Raw genomic sequence first — 20,912 nt, 5'->3', positions numbered from 1 at the left:
CGTAGCGGCCCCTTTGGGCTAAGCTCTCTCTCGGTAGCGTGTCCGAGCGGCCGAAGGAGCTCGCCTCGAAAGCGAGTGTGGCGCAAGTCACCGAGGGTTCAAATCCCTCCGCTACCGCTCTTGTGTGAAGGGCCCCGACCCCTCGGCGTCGGGGCCCTTCGCGTTGTCCCGCGCGGCCGGCCCCCGGCCTCCCTCGCCCTCGAATCGCGTCGCCCGCGGGCGTCCTCGCCGCTCGGCGGCGTCACGGCCGGGGCGGGACCGTGGCGAGGCCGGGCCGGGACCGTGGCGGGACCGGCAAAGGGCCCGGACGAGGAGGGCATTGGCCCCGCGGGCCTCGGTTAGACTCACCCGACCGCCGAGGGGATCACAGGGGAGACGGGGAGCCGGGTCGATGGTGCAGGCCAAGAAGATCACGCTGTACGTGGTCGTCGTCTTCGTGCTGTACACGATCATCAACTCCCCCGCCCGGGCCGCCGACCTCGTCCAGGTAGGGTTCGAGGGCATTTCGAGCGCCGCGCAGGGTGTCGGCGACTTCATGACCGAACTCGTCAACTAGGAGTCCGACGTGATCCGCCACCTGGTCCTCTTCAAGCTCAACGACGGGGTACGGCGCGACGAGCCGCGCGTCGCCGAGGCCGTGAAGGCGTTCGAGGAACTGGGCGGCATCGTTCCGGAGCTGCGGTTCTGGGAGTGCGCCTGGAACATCACGGACCGGGACATCGCGTACGACTACGCCATCAACTCGGCCGTGGACGACCGGGACGCGCTGAAGCGGTACATCGAGCACCCGGCCCACCAGGCCGCCGCCGGCCAGTGGCGCGCCTTCGCCACATGGGTGATCGCCGACTACGAGTTCTGAGCCGCGCGCCGCGTGCGGCGCCTGACGGAACGTGAGCCCCGTGCCCTCCGGCACGGGGTTTTTCGCATGCTGCGCCGACAACACGACGTTATCAGGTGCTTGCACACAGTGGACATGTCTTGTGATGCTATGACCGCTTTTGACGGATGAGTTGACCGTTATTGACCGCGTAACCGACCGCGAAGGGGTGGCGTGAACGTGCCGGCCAGTACGACGCCTCAACAGGTGCCGCCCCAGAACGAGCCGGAGGCCCGCACCGCGGCACAGGGGCGGGCCGCCGACACCCGAGCGCTCACCCAGGTGCTGTTCGGCCAGCTCAAGACGCTGGAGCCGGGCACCCCGGAACACACCCGGGTACGGGGGGCGCTCATCGAGGCGAACCTCCCGCTGGTGCGGTACGCCGCCGCCCGCTTCCGCTCCCGCAACGAACCCATGGAGGACGTCGTCCAGGTCGGCACCATCGGTCTGATCAACGCGATCGACCGGTTCGACCCGGACCGCGGGGTGCAGTTCCCGACGTTCGCCATGCCGACCGTCGTCGGCGAGATCAAGCGGTACTTCCGCGACAACGTGCGGACCGTCCACGTGCCGCGCCGGCTGCACGAGCTGTGGGTCCAGGTCAACGGCGCCACGGAGGACCTGACGACGGCTCACGGCAGATCCCCGACGACCGCCGAGATCGCCGAGCGGCTGAAGATCTCCGAGGACGAGGTGCTGTCCTGCATCGAGGCGGGCCGCTCGTACCACGCGACGTCCCTGGAGGCGGCCCAGGAGGGCGACGGCATGCCCGGACTCCTGGACCGGCTCGGCTACGAGGACCCGGCACTCGCCGGGGTCGAACACCGCGACCTGGTACGGCACCTGCTGGTCCAGCTGCCCGAGCGGGAGCAACGGATCCTGATGCTCCGCTACTACAGCAACCTGACGCAGTCCCAGATCAGCCAGGAACTGGGCGTCTCGCAGATGCACGTGTCGAGGCTCCTGGCCCGGAGCTTCGCCCGGCTGAGGTCCGCAAATCGAATCGACGCGTAACCTGATCGGGTAGACCCTTTCGGCCCAACACCGGGGGCCCAAAAGCCCCACAGCCCCCGTTTCCTGCGCATACTTGCCGCATTCTTGTCGACAAGTCACTACAGCGCGTTGCCGACATGTGACATTCTGCTGGAACCGCGTTTGCCGCAGTCTCGGCTCCGGTATTCAGGTGGAGGCTGCGTTCCTCCGATGGTCGCGGCCCACGCGACCGTCCGCGACCTCAAGGGGGTGGCATGTCCGCAGAACAGGGCAGCTCGAAGGTGCTCACGCTCACGCCCGTGCCGGCGTCCGTGCCCGTGTCCGTTCCCGCGCCGGAGGCCGCAGCGGCCCCGGTGCCCGTACCCGCGCAGATGGGACCCGCAGCCGCTCCCGACACGCTGACGTCGGGGTCCGACGCCATCGACACCCGCACCCTGTCCCGCTCCCTGTTCCTGCGGCTCGCCGCCCTGGACGCCGAGGGCGTGCACGGACCGGAGCGCACCTACGTCCGTGACACGCTCATCGAGCTGAACCTCCCCCTCGTGCGGTACGCCGCCGCCCGCTTCCGCTCCCGCAACGAGCCGATGGAGGACATCGTCCAGGTCGGCACCATCGGCCTGATCAAGGCGATCGACCGGTTCGACTGCGAACGGGGCGTGGAGTTCCCGACGTTCGCGATGCCGACGGTGGTCGGCGAGATCAAGCGCTTCTTCCGCGACACCTCGTGGTCCGTGCGCGTGCCGCGCCGGCTCCAGGAGCTGCGCCTGGCGCTGACCAAGGCGAGCGACGAGCTGGCGCAGAAGCTCGACCGGTCACCGACCGTCCCGGAGCTCGCCGCGGTGCTGGGCGTCTCGGAGGACGACGTGGTCGACGGCCTCGCGGTCGGCAACGCGTACACGGCGTCGTCGCTCGACTCGCCCTCGCCCGAGGACGACGGCGGCGAGGGCTCGCTCGCGGACCGGCTGGGGTACGAGGACACCGCCCTGGAGGGCGTCGAGTACCGGGAGTCGCTGAAGCCGCTCCTCGCCAAACTCCCGCCCCGCGAGCGGCAGATCATCATGCTGCGGTTCTTCGCCAACATGACGCAGTCGCAGATCGGTGAGGAGGTCGGCATCTCCCAGATGCACGTCTCGCGCCTGCTGACGCGGACGCTCGCGCAGCTGCGCGAGGGACTCATCTCCGACTGACGCCCGGTCCGTCCTGACGGCCGGTCGTCCTGACGGCGCTCCGCCCGGTGGGCGGGGCGCCGTCTGCGTACCGGCACGACGGGCCGGTGCCGGTGGCCGGTGATTGCCCGGTGTCGGCGCCCGCGCCGGTGGCCTTCGGGACCGTGCGCGCGTCCCGGACGGGGAGGATCCGGTACGGGGCCCTGGGGGCGCCGTACCGCCGCGTCACCCGTCGCCGCTGGAGGCGTACGGGACGACGGCCGCCGTGCGGGGAGGGTGACCCGTACGTGCGCCCGACCGGAGCCGCCGCGGACGGCGCCGGGCATGCGGGTCGGGCCCCGTGGCGTCACCGCGCCCCGGGGCCTGCCGTGCGGGACGGATCAGCCGAGCGCGAGCCAGGCGACCGCGGCGACGATCACGACCACCGCGACGACGCCGGCGATCAGGCCCACCCGGGGGCCCGACTGGGCCGGGGCGTGGTGCTGCCGCTGCGGCGTGCCCTCGTCGACGAAGGCGCGGAACATCTGCGTGCTGCCCGCGGGGTCGTAGTTGCCGTCCGGGCCCTGAGGGTTGTGTGCCATGGGGCAGGACCCTAGCGAACCCGGTCCCGGCACCCAACCCTCACCTTCCTTTGCCAGGACTTTAGGCGTCTTCGCCCGTTTTTAGTTTGCCTGTAGCAACCAACCGCTTTTATGGTTGCCCTAAGCAACAAGATGCGGGGGTGGCCATGGCCGAGCGGAGTCAGTACGAGGAGCTGGCCCGGCAGCTGAGCGCCATCGGCGCCGTCAAGCGCGGACTCACCCGGGCCCTGCCCGCCGAGTGTCCGGGCGGTTCGGCGGCGGTGCTGTCCCTCGTCGCCCACCACGGCGACATGCGGATGAGCCGGCTCGCCGAGCTGCTCGCCGTCGACATGTCGGTCACCAGCCGCCATGTCGCCCACGTCGTGGACCGGGGCTGGATCGAGCGGCTGCCCGACCCGGACGACCGGCGCTCCCGCATCCTGCGGCTCACCCCCGCGGGTCAGGACATGCTCCACGACCTCGGTCGCCGGACCACCGACATGTTCGCCCGCACCCTCAAGGACTGGTCCGACGACGACGTCGGACAGCTGACCGCACTGCTCGCCCGCCTCCGGGACTCCTTCGGAGACTGCCGGGCGCACGCCACCCGTACACCCGCGTAAGTACGACTCCGTACGCAAGCAAAGGAACTCCATGGCTACGACCACACCGGCCGGTGTGCGGGGCGGCCACGCCAAGACCCGTGACGACGGCGCGCCGATGACGCACCGGCAGATCATGGAGGCGCTTTCCGGGCTGCTGCTCGGGATGTTCGTCGCCATCCTGTCCTCGACGATCGTCTCCAACGCCCTGCCCGAGATCATCTCCGACCTCGGCGGCGGCCAGAGCGCGTACACCTGGGTCGTGACCGCCTCGCTGCTCGCGATGACGGCGACCACCCCGCTGTGGGGCAAGCTCGCGGACCTCATCTCCAAGAAGCTGCTGGTCCAGATATCCCTGGTCATCTACGTACTGGGGTCGGTCGTCGCCGGCCTCTCCCAGAACGCCGGCATGCTCATCGCCTGCCGCGTGGTCCAGGGCATCGGCGTGGGCGGCCTGTCGGCCCTCGCGCAGATCGTGATGGCCGCGATGATCTCCCCGCGCGAGCGCGGCCGCTACAGCGGCTACCTCGGCGCCACCTTCGCCGTCGCCACCGTCGGCGGCCCGCTGCTCGGCGGCGTCATCACCGACACCGACTGGCTGGGCTGGCGCTGGTGCTTCTACGTCGGCGTGCCCTTCGCGGTCATCGCGCTGATCGTGCTCCAGAAGACGCTGAAGCTGCCGGTGGTCAAGCGCCAGGTGAAGGTCGACTGGTCCGGCGCGTTCCTCATCAGCGCGGCGGTGTCGCTGCTGCTGGTGTGGGTCACCTTCGCGGGTGACAAGTACGACTGGGCGTCGTGGCAGACGTACACCATGGTCGGCGGCTCGCTCGTGCTCGGTGCGCTGTTCCTGCTGGTCGAGTCGAGGGCGAGCGAGCCGATCATCCCACTGCGGCTGTTCCGCAACCGGACGATCACGCTGGCCTCGCTCGCGTCGCTCTTCGTCGGTGTCGCGATGTTCGCGGGCACGGTCTTCTTCAGCCAGTACTTCCAGCTGGCCCGCGACAAGTCGCCGACGATGTCCGGCGTCATGACCATCCCGATGATCGGTGGGCTGTTCCTGTCCTCCACGGTCAGCGGCCAGATCATCACGAAGACCGGCCGCTGGAAGGCGTGGCTGGTCAGCGGCGGCGCGCTGGTCACGGCGGGCCTCGGCCTGCTGGGCACGATCCGGTACGACACGGAGTACTGGCACATCGCGGTCTTCATGGCCGTCCTCGGCCTGGGCCTCGGCATGATGATGCAGAACCTCGTGCTGTGCACCCAGAACCAGGTCGACCCCTCAGACCTCGGTGCCGCCTCCTCCGTGGTCACCTTCTTCCGGTCCCTCGGCGGTGCCATCGGCGTCTCGGCGCTCGGCGCGGTCATGGCCAACCGGGTCACCCACTACGTCGAGGACGGCCTCGCCGATTTGGGCCCGAAGGGCGCGGCCCTGGGCCACGGCGGCACCGCCGGTGGCGGCATCCCCGACCTGGACACGCTGCCGGTCCCGTTCCGCACGGTCATGGAGACGGCGTACGGGCACGGAGTCGCCGACGTCTTCCTCTACTCGGCGCCCTTCGCCCTGATCGCCTTCCTCGTGACGCTGTTCATCAAGGAGGTCGCGTTGAAGGGCCATGCGACGCCGGAGCCCGACGCCGCGGCCACGGCCGTGTCGCGGACGCCGCGGGAGGCGGCCCCCGCGGCCTCCGTGGCCCCTGCGGCCTCCGCGGCCCGCGCCGGGTCCACCCGCGAGCCCGCCGCCGGGGCGGCCGGTGTCACGGCCGGCGCCGCCCCGGCGACCGGCGACGGCACCCCCGTCCACGGGGTCGTCCGCACGGCCGACGGCACGCCCGTCGCCCGCGCCGCCGTCACGCTGATCTCCCTCGCCGGGCGGCAGCTGGGGCGCGCGGTGGCGCAGGCCGACGGCCGGTACGCGCTGGACGCGCCCGGACCGGGTTCCTACGTGCTGATCGCCTCGGCCGACGGCTTCCAGCCGCAGGCGTCCACCGTCGTGGTGGGCGGCGAGGCACTGGCGTACGACATCCTCCTGTCCGGCACGAGCGGGCTCGTGGGGACCGTGCGCGGTGCCGAGGGCGGGGAGCCCGTCGAGGGCGCGATGGTGATCGTCACGGATGTGCGCGGTGACGTCCTCGCCACCGGTACGTCCACCCAGGACGGCACCTTCGCCTTCGCCGAGCTGGTGCCGGGCACCGTGACCGTCGCGGTGAACGCCGAGGGCCACCGGCCGCTCGCCCTGCCGGTCGAGATCGGCGGCCAGGGCGTGACCCGGGTGGAGGCGCTCCTCAGGGCGGGCGCCCGGCTGAGGGGCACGGTGCGCGCCGGGGCGGGGGACCAGCCGCTGGCCGACGCGCGCGTGACGCTGGTCGACGCGGCCGGGAACGTCGTCGCGACGGCGACCACCGGTGAGGACGGCGCCTACGCGTTCGCCGACCTCGACACGGGCGAGTACACCGTCATCGCGACCGGCTACCCGCCGGTGGCGGGCGCCCTGACGGTGGCCGGGAGCGGGGTCGACGACCACGACATCCGGCTCGCCCACCCCGGCGAGTAGCCGGGCCCGAGGACCCCGGCCGCGCGTCGAGCGGAGGCGCGGCCGGGTGGGGCGGCAGGCAGGGGACGGCCTGCCGCCCCTCTTGCCGTACGAGGAGAGAGACCGGAATGGGACTGCACGCACAGGTACGCACCCGCGACGGCTGGGCCGTCCAGCACGCCGTGGTGACCGTGACCGACATGACCGGCGCGCAGGTGCTGCGGGCCGAGGCCGACACCGGGGGCACCGTCGTCGCGGACACGCCCCTGGCCCCCGGCCCGTACACGGTGATCGTGACGGCGGTCGGGTACGCCCCGGCGGCGTCCACCGCGCTGGTGACGGCGAGCGGCCGGGCCGAGGTCGGCACGGTGGTCCTGGCCCGGGCGGGCGGTGTCGAGCTGCCCCCGCCGGGCGTGTGGACGCTGGACCCGGCGCACTCGTCCGTGGGCGCGGTCGCCCAGCACCTGGGCATCTCCAGCGTGCACGGCCGGTTCACCGACTTCGGCGGGCGGATCGAGATCTCGCCGGACCTCGCCGCCTCGCGGGTGGAAGCCGTGCTGGCGGCCGGGTCCATCGACACGGGCAACGCGCTGCGGGACGAGCACCTGAGGTCGCCCGACTTCCTGGACGTGGACGCCCACCCCGAGATCACCTACCGGAGCCACGGCCTCGCGCCCGCCGGACCCGACCGCTGGACCGTGCACGGTGCGCTGTCCCTGCGCGGTGTCGTACGGGACGTGGACCTCGACCTGACGTACCTGGGGACCGGGCCGGACCCCTGGGGCGGGGTGCGGGCGGCGTTCCGGGCCACGGCCCGGCTGCACCGGGAGGACTTCGCCATGAACTACAACCAGGTGGTGCAGGCGGGGATATCCGCGATCGGCACGACCCTGCGGGTGGAGCTGGACGTCCAGGCGGTGCAGGGGGACGCGCTGCCGCAGGGCTGAGCGGCACGGCGGCCGGTACGGGAAGGGGGACTCCCCCCGGCTCGGCGCCGCCGCTCAGGCGCCCCTGGCCACCATGGCCTCGATGCCCGCGATCTGCACCTCCAGCGCGAACCGGAAGTCCCGGTCCCGCATCTCCTCCACGGTGTCGCCGCCCCGGGCCGCCATTATCCGCTCGGCCCGCTCGTAGTCCTCGCCGTACGCGGGCTGGTCCCGGAAAGCGCCCATGGCGTGCCGGAAGTACTCGTCCTGGCTCATCCCGGCTTCCTCGCAGCGCTGCCGGAACTGGCCCTCGACGGTGCCGAAGCCGTAGACGAACTGGAACACCGAGGAGAGCGCGGCGCTCTGGAGGTGCAGCGGCAGCCCGGTGTCGGCGATCACCTGCTGGGCCGTGCGGCCGAACTCCATCGAGCGGGGGCCGATGTTGAGGAAGTGGCCGACCAGCGAGGACGCCCACGGGTGGGCGACGAAGAGGGCCCGGTAGGACGCGGCCAGCTCCCGGAGCCGGTCGCGCCAGTCCGCCCCGGAGGCGGGGTCCGGAATGGGCAGCTCGCCCACCACCCGGTCGAGCGCCAGCTCCAGGAGGTCGTCCTTGGTGTCGACGTACCAGTAGACCGACATCGCGGTGACGTTCAGCCCGGCCGCGAGCTTGCGCATCGAGAACCGGGCCAGGCCCTCGGTGTCGAGCAGCCGGACCGCCGCCTCGGTGATCTTCTCGCGGTCGAGTCCGGACGGCTGCTCGGCCTTCCGCGCCCGGGGCGACTTGCCCTCCAGCCACACGCTCGTCCGTCGCGCCGACACCATGGGCTTTCCTCCTCGCTCCTGGCCCGATGCTATGCCGTGGCGGGGGCCGCGTCGGCGCGCTCGGCCCGCCGCAGCAGCGCCGCAGCCAGCAGGCCGCCCGCCAGGACCGCCGCCGCGCCGACCAACTGGCTGGTCTCCAGACCGGAGGCGAACGCGTCGGAGATCCTGGCCCGTTCGGCCGGGCCGTCGGCGGCGGCGAGCGCGGCCGGCAGGGAGGCGGCCGACACGGTGACCAGCGCGGCGAACCGGGAGTTGAGCACGGCGCCGAGGACGGCGACGCCCAGCCCGTTGCCGAACTCGGCGAGCGTGCCGTTGATCCCGGCGCCCACCCCGGCCTTCTCCGGCGGGATGGCGCTCATGATGGCGTTGGCCATGGCGGGCATGGACAGCGCGACGCCCGCGCCCATGACGACGAGCCCGAGCAGCATGCCGCCGTAGCCGTGCGCCCCGCCGAGGACGGCGATGGCGGCGAGACCGGCCGCGACCAGGGCCATGCCGATGGCGATGGTCCCGGGCGTGCCGAGCCTGGGCAGCAGGCGGGCGCCGACACCGGTCATGTTCAGCACGACGACGGTGAGGGCGAGCGGCGCGGTGCGCAGACCCGCGTCGAGCGGCCCGTACCCGAGCACGAACTGCAGGTGCTGGGTGAGCAGGAAGAGCGATCCGGTCATTCCGAAGGCGACCAGGATGGCGCCCGCGACGGCGCCGACGAACCGCTGGTTGCGGAAGAAGTGCATGTCGAGCATGGGGTACGGGGTGTGCAGCTCCCACAGCGCGAAGGCGGCGAGGACCACGGCGCCGAGCGCGGCGGAGGCGAGGACCGGGCCGGAGGTCCAGCCGTGTTCGGGCCCGGAGATGATGGCGTACACCACCGCCGTCATGCCGATGGTGGAGAGCACGGCACCGGCGAGGTCCGGCCGGTCCCCCTGCTTGTGCTTGGACTCGGGTACGAGGGCGGCGACGGCGACCAGACCGATGAGCGCCACCGGGATGTTGATCAGGAAGATCGCGCCCCACCAGAAGTGGTCCAGCACGAACCCGCCGAGCAGCGGACCGGCCGCGAAGCCGAGCGAACTGACGGTGGACCACAGGGCGATGGCCTTGACGCGTTCGGTGTCGTCGAAGACCTGCACGACGACCGCGAGCGTGGTGGTCATCAGCAGCGCGCCGCCGACGCCCATGCCGGCACGGGCGGCGATCAGCTGGGCGGAGGACTGGGCGAGCCCGGCGGCCAGCGAGCCGATGCCGAACAGCGCGAGGCCGGTGAGCAGCATCTTGCGGCGGCCGTAGCGGTCGGCGGCGTTGCCGGCGGTGAGGAGCAGCCCGGACTGGACCAGGGAGTAGGCGTTGATCATCCACTGAATGTCGGCGGTGGAGGCGTCGAGCTCCGTGGTGAGGGAGGGGATGGCGACGCTGAGGACGGTGTTGTCGAGCAGCACGGTGAGCTGGGCGAGGCAGATCACGCCGAGGATCAGCCAGCGCTGCGGGTGACCGCCGCCGGTCGTGGCGGCGGGGGGCTTCCGGCCCTGGTCGGCGGTGGTCGCCGTCATGCGCAAAGCTCCTTGTACGGTGTACGGGACTAGGTCTCGTACACCGTACAAGTGAACGCCGTACGCTGTATAACGCTTTTTCGGCCGCCTGTGCCGCCCGAACCGGCCTGTGCCGCCTGTGACCGCCTGTGGACCGGTCGGGCTCCGGCGAGCGGGCCCCTCATCCGGCCGGCTTGATCAGGTACCCCGCGCCCCTCCGGGTGTGGATCATCGGCGGGTGCCCCGCGTCGATCTTCTTGCGCAGGTACGAGATGTAGAGCTCGACCACGTTGGCCCGGCCGCCGAAGTCGTAGCTCCACACCCGGTCGAGGATCTGCGCCTTGCTCAGCACCCGCCGGGGGTTGCGCATGAGGAACCGCAGCAGTTCGAACTCCGTGGCGGTCAGGTGGACCGCCCGCCCGGCCCGGGACACCTCGTGGCTGTCCTCGTCGAGCACCAGGTCCCCGACGACCAGCAGCGACGCGGCCCGCTCCGGCGCGGCCCCGGACCGCCGGATCAGCCCGCGCAGCCGGGCCACCACCTCCTCCAGGCCGAACGGCTTGGTGAGGTGGTCGTCGCCGCCCGCCGTCAGCCCGGCGATCCGGTCCGCCGCCGCGTCCCTCGCGGTGAGGAACAGCACCGGCACGTCCGGCAGTTCGCGCCGCAGCCGGCCGAGCGCCGAGACCCCGTCCGCCCTGCCCGTCCCCTCCGCCCTGCCCGTCCCGTCCGGCCCGCCCCCGCCGGGCAGTGTCACGTCCAGCACCAGGGCGTCCGGCCGGAAGTCCCGCGCCGCGCGCACCGCTCCGGCGACGTCACCGGCGCTGCGCACCTCCCACCCCTCGTACCGCAGGGCCATGGACAGCAGCTCGGCGAGCGGGTCCTCGTCGTCCACGACGAGCACGCGGACGGCGTCTTCCGTGGTGCCGGACGGTTCGGTGCGCCCTTGGGGCGAGGAGACGGTCATGCTCCGACGATCACGCGGACCGCTGAGAGCAGCCTTTCCCCTCTCTGTGAATCTCCTGAGAAAGCCCGGGGAACAGCCGGGCGCCGTTGTCGTGGCAGACCGCCCTGAGCCAGTCGTCCCCCAGCCCCAGCCGCTCCAGGGCACGCAGCTGGTCGAGGTAGCCGTAGGGGATGTTGGGGAAGTCGCTCCCCAGCAGGATGCGGTCCCCGAGGTCCAGGAGCCGCCCCCGCTCCTCCACCGGGAACGGCGCCATGCGCTCGCTGAAGTCCGTGAACGCCATCGTCGTGTCCAGCCGCACGTCCGGGTACCGCTCGGCGAGGTCGAGGAAGTCGCCGTACTCGGGCAGCCCCATGTGCGCGACGACCAGCCGCAGCCGCGGGTGGCGGGCCAGCAGCCGCGCGACCGGACCGGGCCCGGTGTGCCTGCCGGGCGCCGGCCCGGAACCGCAGTGGGTCACGACCGGTACGCCGGCCTCGGCCAGCGCGCCCCACGCGCCGTCCAGCAGCGGGTCGTTCGGGTCGTAGCCACCGACCTGGACGTGCGCCTTGAACACCCGCGCCCCGGTGGCGACCGCGTCGGCGACGTACCCCTCCACGCCCTCCTCCGGGAACAGCGTGGCCGTGCGCAGGCACCCGTCGACCCGCCCGGCGAAGTCCGCCGCCCACGCGTTGAGCCACTCCGCCATCCCGGCCTTGTGCGGATAGACCATCGACGTGAAGCCCACCACCCCGAACTCCCGCAGCAGCTCGACCCGCCGGTCCTCCTCCTCCCGGTACGTGATGGGCCACGGCGTCCCCGTCAGCGGCCCCACCGCGTCGAAGTAGGCCCACACCTTGCGCAGCACCCGCTCCGGCATGAAGTGCGTGTGCACGTCGACGAGCCCGGGCAGCCCGAGCCGCCCCCAGAACGCCCGGATCCGCTCCGCCTCGTCACCGGTGGTCAAAGCGGTAGCTCCGCTCGACCCGGCCCACGTGCACGGAGTACCGCTCGTACCAGTCCGCACGGCCGCGCCGCATCGCCCCCTGGTGCTCGGCGTCCGCCCGCCAGGCGGCTATGGCCTCCTCGTCCCTGAAGTACCCGACCGTGATGCCGATGCCGCCGGGTGTGCGGGCCGACTCGTAGCCGAGGAAGCCGGGGACGTCCCGCACCAGCTCCTCCATGCGCCGCGCCGTCTCCGCGTACGCCTCCTCGTCGTCCCCGGTGCGTACGGAGGTGAACACGACGGTGTAGTAGGGCGGTTCGATGCCGCCGATCAGGTGATCGCTCATGCGGCTCACCCTCCGCCGGGGGCGCGGGCGCTGTCCAGGTCCTCCGGAGATCGGGATCCGAGTCTTTACCCGGGACGTGCCTTCACTTGGGACCCGCCTTCCCGGGGACGCGCCGGCCCGGGGACCCGCCGGCCCCGGCCCCTTCCGGCCGGGACCCGATGCCCGGGCCACTGCGGGCTGGGGCGCGCGTCAGAAGAGGCCGTCCTGCACGCCCGGCGGCAGCACGGTGACGGGCACGGTCGTCCGCGCCCCGCTCCCCGCCGCCACCAGCTCCCACCCGGTGATCAGCCGGGTGTCGAGCACCAGCGCCCGCCCGTCGGGGTCCTCCAGGTGCAGATCCGGCCCGGCGGCGGCGGTGAGGGTCCCCCGCACGCACCCGCCGTCCACCAGGGCGCCGACCACCCCGTCGACCCGGTCCACCCGGTCGAGCCCGAACAGCCCGGCATGGTCGACCACCCGCGGCTCCACCGGCTCCAGCGTGTCCGCCCAGCCGGGCACGCCCATGGCGCGCCCGTGCAGCTCCGCCACCTCCGCCGCCCGCTCCGCCTCGCCCGGCAGCCCCACGCGCGCGGCACGCTTGGCGGCGTACGGGATCCGGTCGGGCACCCCCAGCGCGCTGCCGAGCACCTCCTCGGTCCGCCGCGCCGCCATCAGCGGCCCGCGCCCCAGCCAGCCGTACGCGACGGCCCCCTGCTCCCGCAGCCGGGCCCCGCCCCGCTCCTCGGCCGTGATCCCCACCTTGACCATGCCGGGGCCGAACCAGGCGAGGTACACCCGGTAGACCCTGGGGTCGTCGGCGATCCCGTCCGCCGCCACGGACCCCACCCGGTCCAGCCGCGCACACTCCGGGCACCGCCCACCGGAACTCCGTCCACCGACGACGGCCCGCACCGGACACGGGTTGCCCCGCGCCCCGACGCACCGGCGCTCCCCCACCACCCGGAACCCGATCTCCCGCCCGTACGCCAGCGGCCCGGCCCGACCGCCCTCCCAGCGCAGCACGGGCTCCCCGCCCGGCCACCGCAACCCCTCGCACCGCCATCCCGCCACCGCCGCACCGTACCCCGCACGCCGCCCCATCCGGCCGGAAAGCGGCTGCGCCGCCGGGCACCGCGCTCGATGATGCGGCTATGTCCGAAGCGCTGTGGATCAAAGTCATCGGCACCGTCCCGGCCGTCCTCTGGGTGGCCTTCGCGGCGACCGTCTACCTGACCCTGCGCGTGACGATCATCGATCGCATGGTTCCGCGATTGACCGCCGTACGCGCCATGGGCGTCGAGGTCGAACTCGCCGGCGAGCTCCTCGACCGTGCCCAGGAGGAGAGGCCGAGCCCCGACACCCCGACCGCCAGGCGCACCGCTCTGGGCCGCCTCGCCCACGCCGGGGAGCTGCTCCCGGGCGGCCGCATCCTCTGGGTCGACGACCACCCGGAGGGCAACACCCCCCTCGTACAGCTCTTCCGCGCGGCAGGCATGCACGTCGACCTGGCCCGCTCGACCGAGGAGGCCGCACCCCTCCTGCGTCACCGGTCCTACGACGTCCTGATCACCGACATGGCCCGCCACGGCGACCCGCGCGCCGGCATCACCCTGCTCCGCCTCCTGGACGAGTACGACGTCCGCACGCCGGCCCTCGTCTACACCGGCTCCTGGGACCCGGAACGGGGTGTCGACCGCCGCCTCTTCGCCGGCACGACCGTCCCCACGGAGCTGGTGCACTTCGTCATCGACCTCATGGAGAGGTCCCGCCTGGGAAGTCTGTGACCGCATCGCCACAACGCGAGAGGCCCCCGGATTTCTCCGGGGGCCTCTCGACTCTGTGCACTCGGCAGGATTCGAACCTGCAACCTTCTGATCCGTAGTCAGATGCTCTATCCGTTAAGCTACGAGTGCTTGTGCTTCCCGGGCTCTTCTGCCCGGTCGGCGTTGCGGGAACAACATTACATGACCTGCGCCGTGACGCGAAATCCATTAGCCCCACCCCCTCTGACCTGCACAAACGCCAAACGGGCCACGGATGGGTGAACGCGCGGCCGCCACGTCCGGCAGGGCAACGGCGTGCGGAACGGGCCGGGAAGCGGCTCGGGGCGCGGACTCGCGAACGGTTCCGGGAACGGCCCGGGGAAACGGCTCGGGGAACAGCTACGGGAACGGCCCGGGGAACAGCTGCGGGAACGACCGAAGCCCCGGCCGTGGGGCCGGGGCTTCGGGTGGAGCTGGCGGAGGCGGAGGGATTTGAACCCTCGATGGGCTTTAAGACCCAAACCGCATTAGCAGTGCGGCGCCATAGACCGGACTAGGCGACGCCTCCAGCTTGCCGCCACCCGCGCGAGCGCGAATGGTGCGTGCAGATGATGACACAGCCCTGGGGGGTGTCACCAATCGGTCCCCACGGTACTAGGCGGGCGGGGCACAGGGCAAAGGCGTTCCGCGTCGCGCCCCCGGGACGGCTGCCCCGGATGCCCGGCTTGCGCAACGCGGCGGGGGCTGGAGCGTTAGTGGGGTGAGGGATGCCGGGCATCCCGACGGATCCGTGACCCCAGGAGTTCGTATGCTGCGCCGCCTCGTCCTCACCTCCGCCGCGTCGCTCGCCGCGCTCGGTGCCGCCGCCCCCGCCGCCCTGGCCGGCGGCGGGCCGCTGCCGCTGCCGCTGCTGGCGGGGACCGACTCGCTGACCGTCACCGTGAAGAACTCGGGCAACCCGATGGCGGACGGCACCTTCGAGCTGAAGTGCGGGCTGCGGACCGCCGAGGGCAACCACCCGCGCGTGCAGGGGGCGTGCGACCGGCTCGACGAGCTGGCCGAGGAGGGCCGTGACCCGTTCGCCCCCGTGGCCAAGGACCAGATGTGCACCCAGCAGCACGGCGGTGCCGCCACCGCGCACGTCACCGGCACCTGGCAGGGGCAGGACGTCGACGCCCACTTCAAGCGGACCGACGGCTGCGAGATCGCCAGGTGGGACACCCTGAAGCCGGTGCTGCCGATGGCCAGGTCGTAGAGGAACCCGCACACAACCGCCGTCGGGCCCACATCACCTGCCTTTAGACTCCCTCCAGTGACAGGCCGAGTGGGAGGAAGCGTCGTCGTGAGCAGCAGGCCATCCCGAGGTGCTGCTCGCCTCGCAGCCATACTCGACGCGCTGCCGGACGGGCTCGTACTCGTCAATTGCAACGGCACGGTCGTCAACGCCAACACCATCGCCCTCGAGATGTTCGAGACGCCCGGTACGGCCCTGGTCGGGCGCGGGCTGCTGGACCTGCTGCCCGCGTTCGACTCCCGGCTGATCCCCGGCTCGATGCGCCGCCCCGAGGCCGCCGACGCGCGCGGCCGCACCAAGCCGGCCCGGATGGTCGCGCGGCGCACCGACGGCAGCGAGTTCCCGGTCGAGGTGACCAGCGCGAGCCTGGAGGACGGGCGCGAGGCGTACGACTCGTACGGCAGTGCCTATACGGGTGACGAGCTGCTGATGCTCGTGGTCCGCGACCTGTCCGGGACGATCGACACCGAGGCGGAGCTGGCGCGCTCCCAGCGGCAGACCGAGATGATCCTGCGCGCCGCCTCCGAGGGCGTCGTGGGCACCGACACCGACGGGCGGATCGTGCTCGTCAACCCGGCCGCCGCCCAGATACTGGGCTGGCGGGCCAGCGACCTGGGCGGCAAGGAACTCCACGGCCTGATGCTGCACTCCCGGGCGGACGGGGAGGCCTTCCCGTTCGAGGAGTCGCCGCTGGCCGACACCCTGCGCTCCGGGCGCAAGCACCGGGTGCGCGGGCAGGTGGTGTGGGCGAAGGACGGTTCGGCCGTGCCGGTCGACCTGACGACCGCGCCGGTGCGCGACGGGGACCAGCTGGTCGGCGCGGTGATGACCTTCACCGACCGGCGCCCCTACGAGGAGCAGGAGACCCGGCACACGGCCGAGGTCACCGAGCTGACCGAGCGGCACACCGCCGAGGTCACCGAGCTGACCGAACGGCACGCCACCGAGATGGCCGATCTCAGCGAGCGGCTGTCCGTGGAGATCGAGCGGCTCGAGGAGCGGTACGCGGCCCTCGCCGCGCGGCACGCCCAGCTGACCGCCGTCCTGGGCGGGTCGCTGCGCGGGCCGCTGGAGGAGCTGCGCCGGGAGCTGGGCACGCTGGCCGCCGACCCGGCCGGTCAGCTGTGGCCCGAGGCCAACCAGGTGCTGCACCACCTGGCGGCCGGGTACGCCCGGATGACGACGCTCGTCGACAACGTGCTGGGCTACCAGCGGCTGGACGTCGGCGAGGAGTCGCTGCGGAAGGCGAAGGTGCTGCTCGACGCGGTCGTCGCCGCCGGTGTCGAGGGCGCGGTTGAACTGATCGGTCCGGGCCGGGTGCAGTTCGCGGTGCACGCTCCGCCGATAGAGGCCGAGGTGGACGGGGTGCGGATCTCGACCGCGCTGGCCCACCTGATCGCGGACGTCGCCGGGGTCGACTCGACCGGCAAGGCGCGGGTCGTGCCGGGCGGCGGGTACGTCGACTCGACGATCGTGGTCGCGGCGGCGCAGCGCGGTGACGTCGTACGCATCGAGGTGCGCGGACCGTACGCCGGGGGTGACCCGGTGCACGAGCCGATCGTGCGCGGGATCGTCCGGGCGCACGCCGGGGTGCTCCAGACGCACGAGGTGCCGGGGATGCCGGGCAGCGCGTACGTGCTGGAGGTACCGCTCGGCGAGGGCTCGGGCACGGTGAAGCAGGCGGAGCCGGCCGCCGGGGAGGCGCCGGTCGCGGCGCCCGCTCCGGTGGTGCCGGCCCAGCAGGCGGGCGGTACGTCCGGTGGCGGGACTTCCGGTGGCGGGCGGCGCCGGGCGCGGCGGGCCTCCACGGACGCCTTCCTGGACAGCCCCGTGCTCGCCGAGGACCCGGTGGCGGCCAAGCCGACCGGGCGGCGGCGCGGGCGGCCGAGCCCGGCGGAGGCCGGCGCACCGGTGGCGGGACCGCCGGCGGCCGGACTGCCGGCGGCCGGGGCACCCTCCGAAGGGGCGGTCGTGACGGCCGCCGAGAGCGCGCAGGGCAGGGCCGCCCTGGGAGAGACGGTGCCGCCGCAGGGCGTCCCCGTGGACGCGGTGCCGGTCCCGGCCGCCGGACGGCGGGCACGGCACGGCGACGAGGGCGGCGCGATGCCGGCGCTCCCGGCCGCCCCCGCTCCGGTCACCACCCCGGTCCCGGCTCCCGCGGCCGGCGTACCGGCCACCGAACCGGCCGGGGGCCGACGGGCCCGCCGGGCGCTCGGACCCGCGCAGGACCGGACCGCGCAGAGCGCCGAGGGCGGTGCCCGTACCGCGTTCGCGCTGCCGCCCGCCGAGGCGGACCGGCGCCCGGCGGGGCTCCCGGACCAGCGGGTCGGCGAGCACCCCGAGGGGCGCCACGACGCCGTGCCCGCGCTGCCGGGCGCCGAGCACACGCCGTCCCAGCCGCACCCGGTCCAGCCCGCGCCCCCCGCGCCCCCGGCGCAACCCGTGCAGTCCGCACCCGCCGCCCCCACCGGACCGGCCGCCGCGCCCGTACCCGCGCAGACGCCCGAACCCGCGGCTCCGGAGGCCGTGGCGCCGCCCGTGCCCGCACCGGCGCCCACCGGCCGGCGGCGTGCGGTCCAGGACCCGGCCACGGGTCCGGGTACCGGCACCGGGACCGGCACCGGCTCCGTACCGCTGCCGCCGGAGGTGCCGTCCGCCGACGACGCGTCCGCCAACTCCACCCAGGGGCGGGCGTTCAGCGTGCGCACTCTGGGCCAGGGCGTGCCGTTCGCGCAGCAGATCGCCCAGCAGTCGGCCCCGTCCTCGGGCTCCGGGCGCCGCCGCAAGCTGGCCACGCCCCCGGCGGAGGAGCCGGCCGCCCGGCCGCACCCCCAGTCGCCCGCGACCACCTCCGCGCCGACGCCCCCGCCCGCCTCCGCCTCCGCCGCGTCCCCGGTGGCCGGTCCGGCCCCCACCCTCGCCCCGCAGCCGCGGCTGTCCGCGCCGGCCGAGGGCCGGGCGTACGAGATAGGGGCCCCGGACGAGGGCGCGGCCGAGGGCCCGGAGCCGCTGGACGGGCCGGGCGGCGCCGTCGAGGTCGCCAACGAGCCGGCTCCGCTGCCGGTCGACGACGAGCTGCCCCCGGAGCCGCTGGACAACCCGCGCCGGCTCCTGGTGTGGCCCGCGCCGGACGTCTCCACGCAGGCGGCGCTCAGCGAGCGCGGCTACCGGCCGGTGATCGTGCACTCCCGCGAGGAGGTGGACGCGCAGATCGCCGCGTTCCCGGCGGCGCTGTTCGTCGACCCGCTGACCGGGCCGATCACGCGTACGGCGCTCCAGTCGCTGCGCCAGGCGGCGGTGGCCGCCGAGGTGCCCGTACTGCTCGCCGCCGGCCTGGGTCAGGCGACCCGGGAGGCGGCGTACGGCGCCGATCCGGCCGTACTGCTCAAGGCACTGGCCCCGCGGGACAGTGAGCAGCACCCGTCGCGGGTGCTGCTCATCGAGGAGCAGGAGGAGATCGCTCTCGCGCTGACGGCGACGCTGGAGCGGCGCGGGATGCAGGTGGCGCGGGCGGCCACGGACAGCGAGGCGGTCACCCTGGCCGCGCAGATGCGGCCGAACCTGGTGGTGATGGACCTGATGCAGGTGCGTCGCCGGCGGGCCGGGATCATCGACTGGCTGCGGGCCAACGGGCAGCTCAACCGCACGCCGCTCGTCGTCTACACCTCGGCGAGCCTCCAGGAGGAGGAGCTGCCGAAGCTGTCGTCGGGCGAGACGGTGCTGTTCCTTGCGGAGCGTTCGACGAGCGCCGAGGTGCAGGCGCGGATCGTGGACCTGCTGGCGAAGATCGGCACCAACTGACCGGTACGCGCGCCCGGTACGCGTGACCGGTGGGTACGGGCTCGGGCTCGGTACGGGCTCGGGCTCGGTACGGGCTCGGGCTCGGTACGGGCTCGGGCTCGGTACGGGCTGACGGCGGTACGCGCGGCCACGACACGGAAGGGGGCGCCCGGGACGGGCGCCCCCTTCGTCATGTCACGCGGGTACGGGTCAGAGCTGGGTGACGTCCAGTTCCCCGTTGGCGTACTGGCGGCGGATGACCTTCTTGTCGAACTTGCCCACGCTCGTCTTCGGCACGGCCGGGATGATCGCCCAGCGCTCGGGGAGCTGCCACTTCGCTATCGACTCGCCGAGGAAGGCGCGCAGCGTCTCGTAGTCCGCGGTGGCGCCCTCCTTGAGGACGACCGTCGCCAGGGGCCGCTCGCCCCACTTGTCGTCCGGTACGGCGACGACGGCCGCCTCCGCGACCTCCGGGTGGGCCATGAGCGCGTTCTCCAGCTCCACGGAGGAGATCCACTCGCCGCCCGACTTGATGACGTCCTTGGCCCGGTCGGTGAGGGTGAGGAAGCCGTCGGGGCTGATCACGCCGACGTCGCCGGTCTTGAGCCAGCCGTCCGCGGTGAACTTGTCCTCGGGCCGCAGGGGTTCCCCGGCCGCCCCGCCGTAGTAGGCGCCCGCGATCCACGGGCCGCGGACCTCCAGCTCGCCGGCGGACTCGCCGTCCCAGGGCAGGACGTCGCCGCCGGGTCCGACGAGCCGGCCCTCGACTCCGGCGGGGAAGCGGCCCTGGGTGACGCGGTAGGGCCACTCCTCCTCCGCGGTGAGGCCGGCCGGCGGGTTGGCCATGGTGCCCAGCGGGGACGTCTCGGTCATGCCCCAGGCGTGGCAGAGGCGGACGCCGAGCTTGTCGTAGGCCTCCATGAGGGACGGCGGACAGGTCGCGGGGGTTGGCGGTGACCTCGGCGAGGAGGCCCTGCCAGATGGTCGGGACGGCCGCCGCGTGCGTGGGCCTCTCGCGCTCGATCATCTCGGCGAGCGGGGCGGGCTGGAGGAAGCGGTCGGGCATCAGCATGTTGACGCCGGTCATGAAGGTGGCGTGGGGCAGGCCCCAGGCGTTGACGTGGAACTGCGGCACGACCACCAGGGTGGTGTCCTTGTCCGTCAGGCCCATCGACTCCGTCATGTTCACCTGCATCGAGTGCAGGTAGATGGAGCGGTGCGAGTAGACGACGCCCTTGGGGTCGCCGGTGGTGCCGGAGGTGTAGCACATGGCCGCGGCCGCGCGCTCGTCCAGCTCGGGCCAGTCGTACGTGGTCGGGCGGCCGGCGATGAGCTCCTCGTACTCGTGGACGGCGGGCGCGGCGCCGTCGAGGAGCGAGCGGTCGCCCGGACCCGAGACCACGACGTGCTCGATCGTCGGCAGGTGCGGGAGGAGCGGGGCGAGGAGCGGGAGGAGGCTGCCGTTGACCAGCACGACCCGGTCGGCGGCGTGGTTGACGATGAAGACCAGCTGCTCGGCGGGCAGGCGCAGGTTCAGGGTGTGCAGGACGGCGCCCATGGAGGGGATCGCCAGGTACGCCTCGACGTGCTCGGCGTTGTTCCACATGAGCGTGGCGACCCGCTCGTCACCGGTGACGCCGAGCTCGTCGCGGAGCGCTCCGGCCAGCTGGGTGGCGCGGGCGCCGGCCTCGGCGAAGCTGCGGCGGTGCGGCTCGGCCTCGCCGGTCCAGGTGGTGATCCGCGACTTCCCGTGGATCGTCATCCCGTGGCGGAGGATGCGGGTGACAGTCAGTGGTACGTCCTGCATGGTGCTCAGCACGGCGTCCTCCCGTTGGGCGCTACGTGACACTATCGGTGCG

17 protein-coding genes, 3 tRNA genes and 1 pseudogene are annotated in these 20,912 nt (G+C 73.2%); 11 read left to right on the top strand and 10 right to left on the bottom strand.

Annotated elements, in window-relative coordinates; genetic code table 11:
• Positions 1-32 precede the first annotated feature (32 nt).
• From A4V12_RS15030 to A4V12_RS15015, 5 genes are all read left to right on the top strand, one after another.
• Positions 33-117, top strand: a tRNA-Ser gene (locus tag A4V12_RS15030).
• 274 nt (positions 118-391) lie between these two features.
• Positions 392-556: a hypothetical protein gene (locus tag A4V12_RS38030; protein ID WP_167536386.1), complete on the top strand. Its 165-nt coding sequence runs from the start codon at positions 392-394 to the stop codon at positions 554-556.
• Between the two features lie 9 nt (positions 557-565).
• Positions 566-859 carry a Dabb family protein gene (locus A4V12_RS15025; protein WP_064069838.1) on the top strand — a complete coding sequence of 98 codons (294 nt, stop codon included), beginning with the start codon at positions 566-568 and terminating at the stop codon, positions 857-859.
• A 225-nt stretch (positions 860-1,084) separates the two neighbouring features.
• A complete protein-coding gene (locus A4V12_RS15020; RefSeq protein ID WP_064069837.1) occupies positions 1,085-1,891 on the top strand; it encodes an RNA polymerase sigma factor SigF in 807 nt (268 codons plus the stop codon).
• 233 nt (positions 1,892-2,124) lie between these two features.
• Positions 2,125-3,057 carry an RNA polymerase sigma factor SigF gene (locus A4V12_RS15015; RefSeq protein ID WP_064069836.1) on the top strand — a complete coding sequence of 311 codons (933 nt, stop codon included), beginning with the start codon at positions 2,125-2,127 and terminating at the stop codon, positions 3,055-3,057.
• Positions 3,058-3,416: 359 nt separating this feature from the next.
• Here the strand turns inward: A4V12_RS15015 and A4V12_RS15010 are convergent, their stop codons facing one another.
• On the bottom strand, positions 3,417-3,617 hold the full coding sequence (locus A4V12_RS15010) for a hypothetical protein (protein ID WP_064069835.1): 201 nt from the start codon (positions 3,615-3,617) through the stop codon (positions 3,417-3,419).
• Between the two features lie 146 nt (positions 3,618-3,763).
• Here A4V12_RS15010 and A4V12_RS15005 point away from each other — a divergent pair, with 146 nt between their 5' ends.
• The 3 genes from A4V12_RS15005 to A4V12_RS14995 all read left to right on the top strand — a co-directional run bounded on the left by A4V12_RS15005 (position 3,764) and on the right by A4V12_RS14995 (position 7,675).
• Complete coding sequence (locus tag A4V12_RS15005) at positions 3,764-4,219, top strand: MarR family winged helix-turn-helix transcriptional regulator (RefSeq protein WP_064069834.1); 456 nt, start codon at positions 3,764-3,766, stop codon at positions 4,217-4,219.
• A gap of 31 nt (positions 4,220-4,250) precedes the next feature.
• Entirely contained in the window at positions 4,251-6,749 is a 2,499-nt protein-coding gene (locus A4V12_RS15000) for an MFS transporter (RefSeq protein WP_064069833.1), read from the top strand.
• A gap of 107 nt (positions 6,750-6,856) precedes the next feature.
• Positions 6,857-7,675 (top strand): YceI family protein, encoded by an 819-nt coding sequence (locus tag A4V12_RS14995; RefSeq protein WP_064069832.1) that lies wholly within the window; start codon positions 6,857-6,859, stop codon positions 7,673-7,675.
• 54 nt (positions 7,676-7,729) lie between these two features.
• Here A4V12_RS14995 and A4V12_RS14990 read toward each other — a convergent pair whose 3' ends face one another.
• From A4V12_RS14990 to A4V12_RS14965, 6 genes are all read right to left on the bottom strand, one after another.
• Positions 7,730-8,476, bottom strand: coding sequence for a TetR/AcrR family transcriptional regulator (locus A4V12_RS14990; RefSeq protein WP_064069831.1), 747 nt, complete (start codon positions 8,474-8,476; stop codon positions 7,730-7,732).
• A gap of 29 nt (positions 8,477-8,505) precedes the next feature.
• Positions 8,506-10,026: an MFS transporter gene (locus A4V12_RS14985; RefSeq protein ID WP_064069830.1), complete on the bottom strand. Its 1,521-nt coding sequence runs from the start codon at positions 10,024-10,026 to the stop codon at positions 8,506-8,508.
• 160 nt (positions 10,027-10,186) lie between these two features.
• On the bottom strand, positions 10,187-10,969 hold the full coding sequence (locus A4V12_RS14980; protein WP_064069829.1) for a response regulator transcription factor: 783 nt from the start codon (positions 10,967-10,969) through the stop codon (positions 10,187-10,189).
• 10 nt (positions 10,970-10,979) lie between these two features.
• Entirely contained in the window at positions 10,980-11,912 is a 933-nt protein-coding gene (locus A4V12_RS14975) for an amidohydrolase family protein (protein ID WP_064069828.1), read from the bottom strand.
• Positions 11,899-12,237: an antibiotic biosynthesis monooxygenase family protein gene (locus A4V12_RS14970; protein ID WP_064069827.1), complete on the bottom strand. Its 339-nt coding sequence runs from the start codon at positions 12,235-12,237 to the stop codon at positions 11,899-11,901. Before A4V12_RS14970 ends, A4V12_RS14975 begins: the two co-directional genes overlap by 14 nt.
• A gap of 189 nt (positions 12,238-12,426) precedes the next feature.
• The gene (locus tag A4V12_RS14965) at positions 12,427-13,317 is read right to left on the bottom strand and encodes a DUF2797 domain-containing protein (protein WP_064069826.1); all 891 of its coding nucleotides are present in this window, start codon (positions 13,315-13,317) and stop codon (positions 12,427-12,429) included.
• Between the two features lie 50 nt (positions 13,318-13,367).
• Here A4V12_RS14965 and A4V12_RS14960 point away from each other — a divergent pair, with 50 nt between their 5' ends.
• Positions 13,368-14,000: a response regulator gene (locus A4V12_RS14960; protein ID WP_064069825.1), complete on the top strand. Its 633-nt coding sequence runs from the start codon at positions 13,368-13,370 to the stop codon at positions 13,998-14,000.
• Between the two features lie 56 nt (positions 14,001-14,056).
• Here A4V12_RS14960 and A4V12_RS14955 read toward each other — a convergent pair.
• Both A4V12_RS14955 and A4V12_RS14950 read right to left on the bottom strand, forming a co-directional pair.
• Positions 14,057-14,129: transfer RNA gene (locus A4V12_RS14955), tRNA-Arg, on the bottom strand.
• Positions 14,130-14,453: 324 nt separating this feature from the next.
• A tRNA-Ser gene (locus A4V12_RS14950) sits at positions 14,454-14,547 on the bottom strand.
• Between the two features lie 240 nt (positions 14,548-14,787).
• Here A4V12_RS14950 and A4V12_RS14945 point away from each other — a divergent pair.
• Both A4V12_RS14945 and A4V12_RS14940 read left to right on the top strand, forming a co-directional pair.
• Positions 14,788-15,234: an SSI family serine proteinase inhibitor gene (locus A4V12_RS14945; RefSeq protein WP_064069824.1), complete on the top strand. Its 447-nt coding sequence runs from the start codon at positions 14,788-14,790 to the stop codon at positions 15,232-15,234.
• 87 nt (positions 15,235-15,321) lie between these two features.
• Positions 15,322-19,074 carry a hybrid sensor histidine kinase/response regulator gene (locus A4V12_RS14940; RefSeq protein WP_064069823.1) on the top strand — a complete coding sequence of 1,251 codons (3,753 nt, stop codon included), beginning with the start codon at positions 15,322-15,324 and terminating at the stop codon, positions 19,072-19,074.
• 189 nt (positions 19,075-19,263) lie between these two features.
• Here the strand turns inward: A4V12_RS14940 and A4V12_RS14935 are convergent.
• A pseudogene (locus A4V12_RS14935) lies at positions 19,264-20,872 on the bottom strand (long-chain fatty acid--CoA ligase).
• Between the last annotated feature and the right edge of the window lie 40 nt (positions 20,873-20,912).

The sequence above is a fragment of the Streptomyces noursei genome (assembly GCF_001646665.1).
Classification (GTDB): Bacteria; Actinomycetota; Actinomycetes; order Streptomycetales; family Streptomycetaceae; genus Streptomyces; species Streptomyces lavendulocolor.
Note: the sequence above shows the minus strand (reverse complement) of the source record. Positions and strands in the feature narration are given on the sequence as shown.

What these genes read in the sequence shown, in the direction of transcription:
- A4V12_RS14965 (WP_064069826.1), bottom strand. Translation starts at nt 13,317, where the DNA reads ATGGGGCGGCGTGCGGGGTACGGTGCGGCGGTGGCGGGATGGCGGTGC.
- A4V12_RS14990 (WP_064069831.1), bottom strand. Translation starts at nt 8,476, where the DNA reads ATGGTGTCGGCGCGACGGACGAGCGTGTGGCTGGAGGGCAAGTCGCCC.
- A4V12_RS14995 (WP_064069832.1), top strand. Translation starts at nt 6,857, where the DNA reads ATGGGACTGCACGCACAGGTACGCACCCGCGACGGCTGGGCCGTCCAG.
- A4V12_RS15010 (WP_064069835.1), bottom strand. Translation starts at nt 3,617, where the DNA reads ATGGCACACAACCCTCAGGGCCCGGACGGCAACTACGACCCCGCGGGC.
- A4V12_RS15005 (WP_064069834.1), top strand. Translation starts at nt 3,764, where the DNA reads ATGGCCGAGCGGAGTCAGTACGAGGAGCTGGCCCGGCAGCTGAGCGCC.
- A4V12_RS14985 (WP_064069830.1), bottom strand. Translation starts at nt 10,026, where the DNA reads ATGACGGCGACCACCGCCGACCAGGGCCGGAAGCCCCCCGCCGCCACG.
- A4V12_RS14980 (WP_064069829.1), bottom strand. Translation starts at nt 10,969, where the DNA reads ATGACCGTCTCCTCGCCCCAAGGGCGCACCGAACCGTCCGGCACCACG.
- A4V12_RS38030 (WP_167536386.1), top strand. Translation starts at nt 392, where the DNA reads ATGGTGCAGGCCAAGAAGATCACGCTGTACGTGGTCGTCGTCTTCGTG.
- A4V12_RS14945 (WP_064069824.1), top strand. Translation starts at nt 14,788, where the DNA reads ATGCTGCGCCGCCTCGTCCTCACCTCCGCCGCGTCGCTCGCCGCGCTC.
- A4V12_RS14960 (WP_064069825.1), top strand. Translation starts at nt 13,368, where the DNA reads ATGTCCGAAGCGCTGTGGATCAAAGTCATCGGCACCGTCCCGGCCGTC.
- A4V12_RS15015 (WP_064069836.1), top strand. Translation starts at nt 2,125, where the DNA reads ATGTCCGCAGAACAGGGCAGCTCGAAGGTGCTCACGCTCACGCCCGTG.
- A4V12_RS14970 (WP_064069827.1), bottom strand. Translation starts at nt 12,237, where the DNA reads ATGAGCGATCACCTGATCGGCGGCATCGAACCGCCCTACTACACCGTC.
- A4V12_RS15000 (WP_064069833.1), top strand. Translation starts at nt 4,251, where the DNA reads ATGGCTACGACCACACCGGCCGGTGTGCGGGGCGGCCACGCCAAGACC.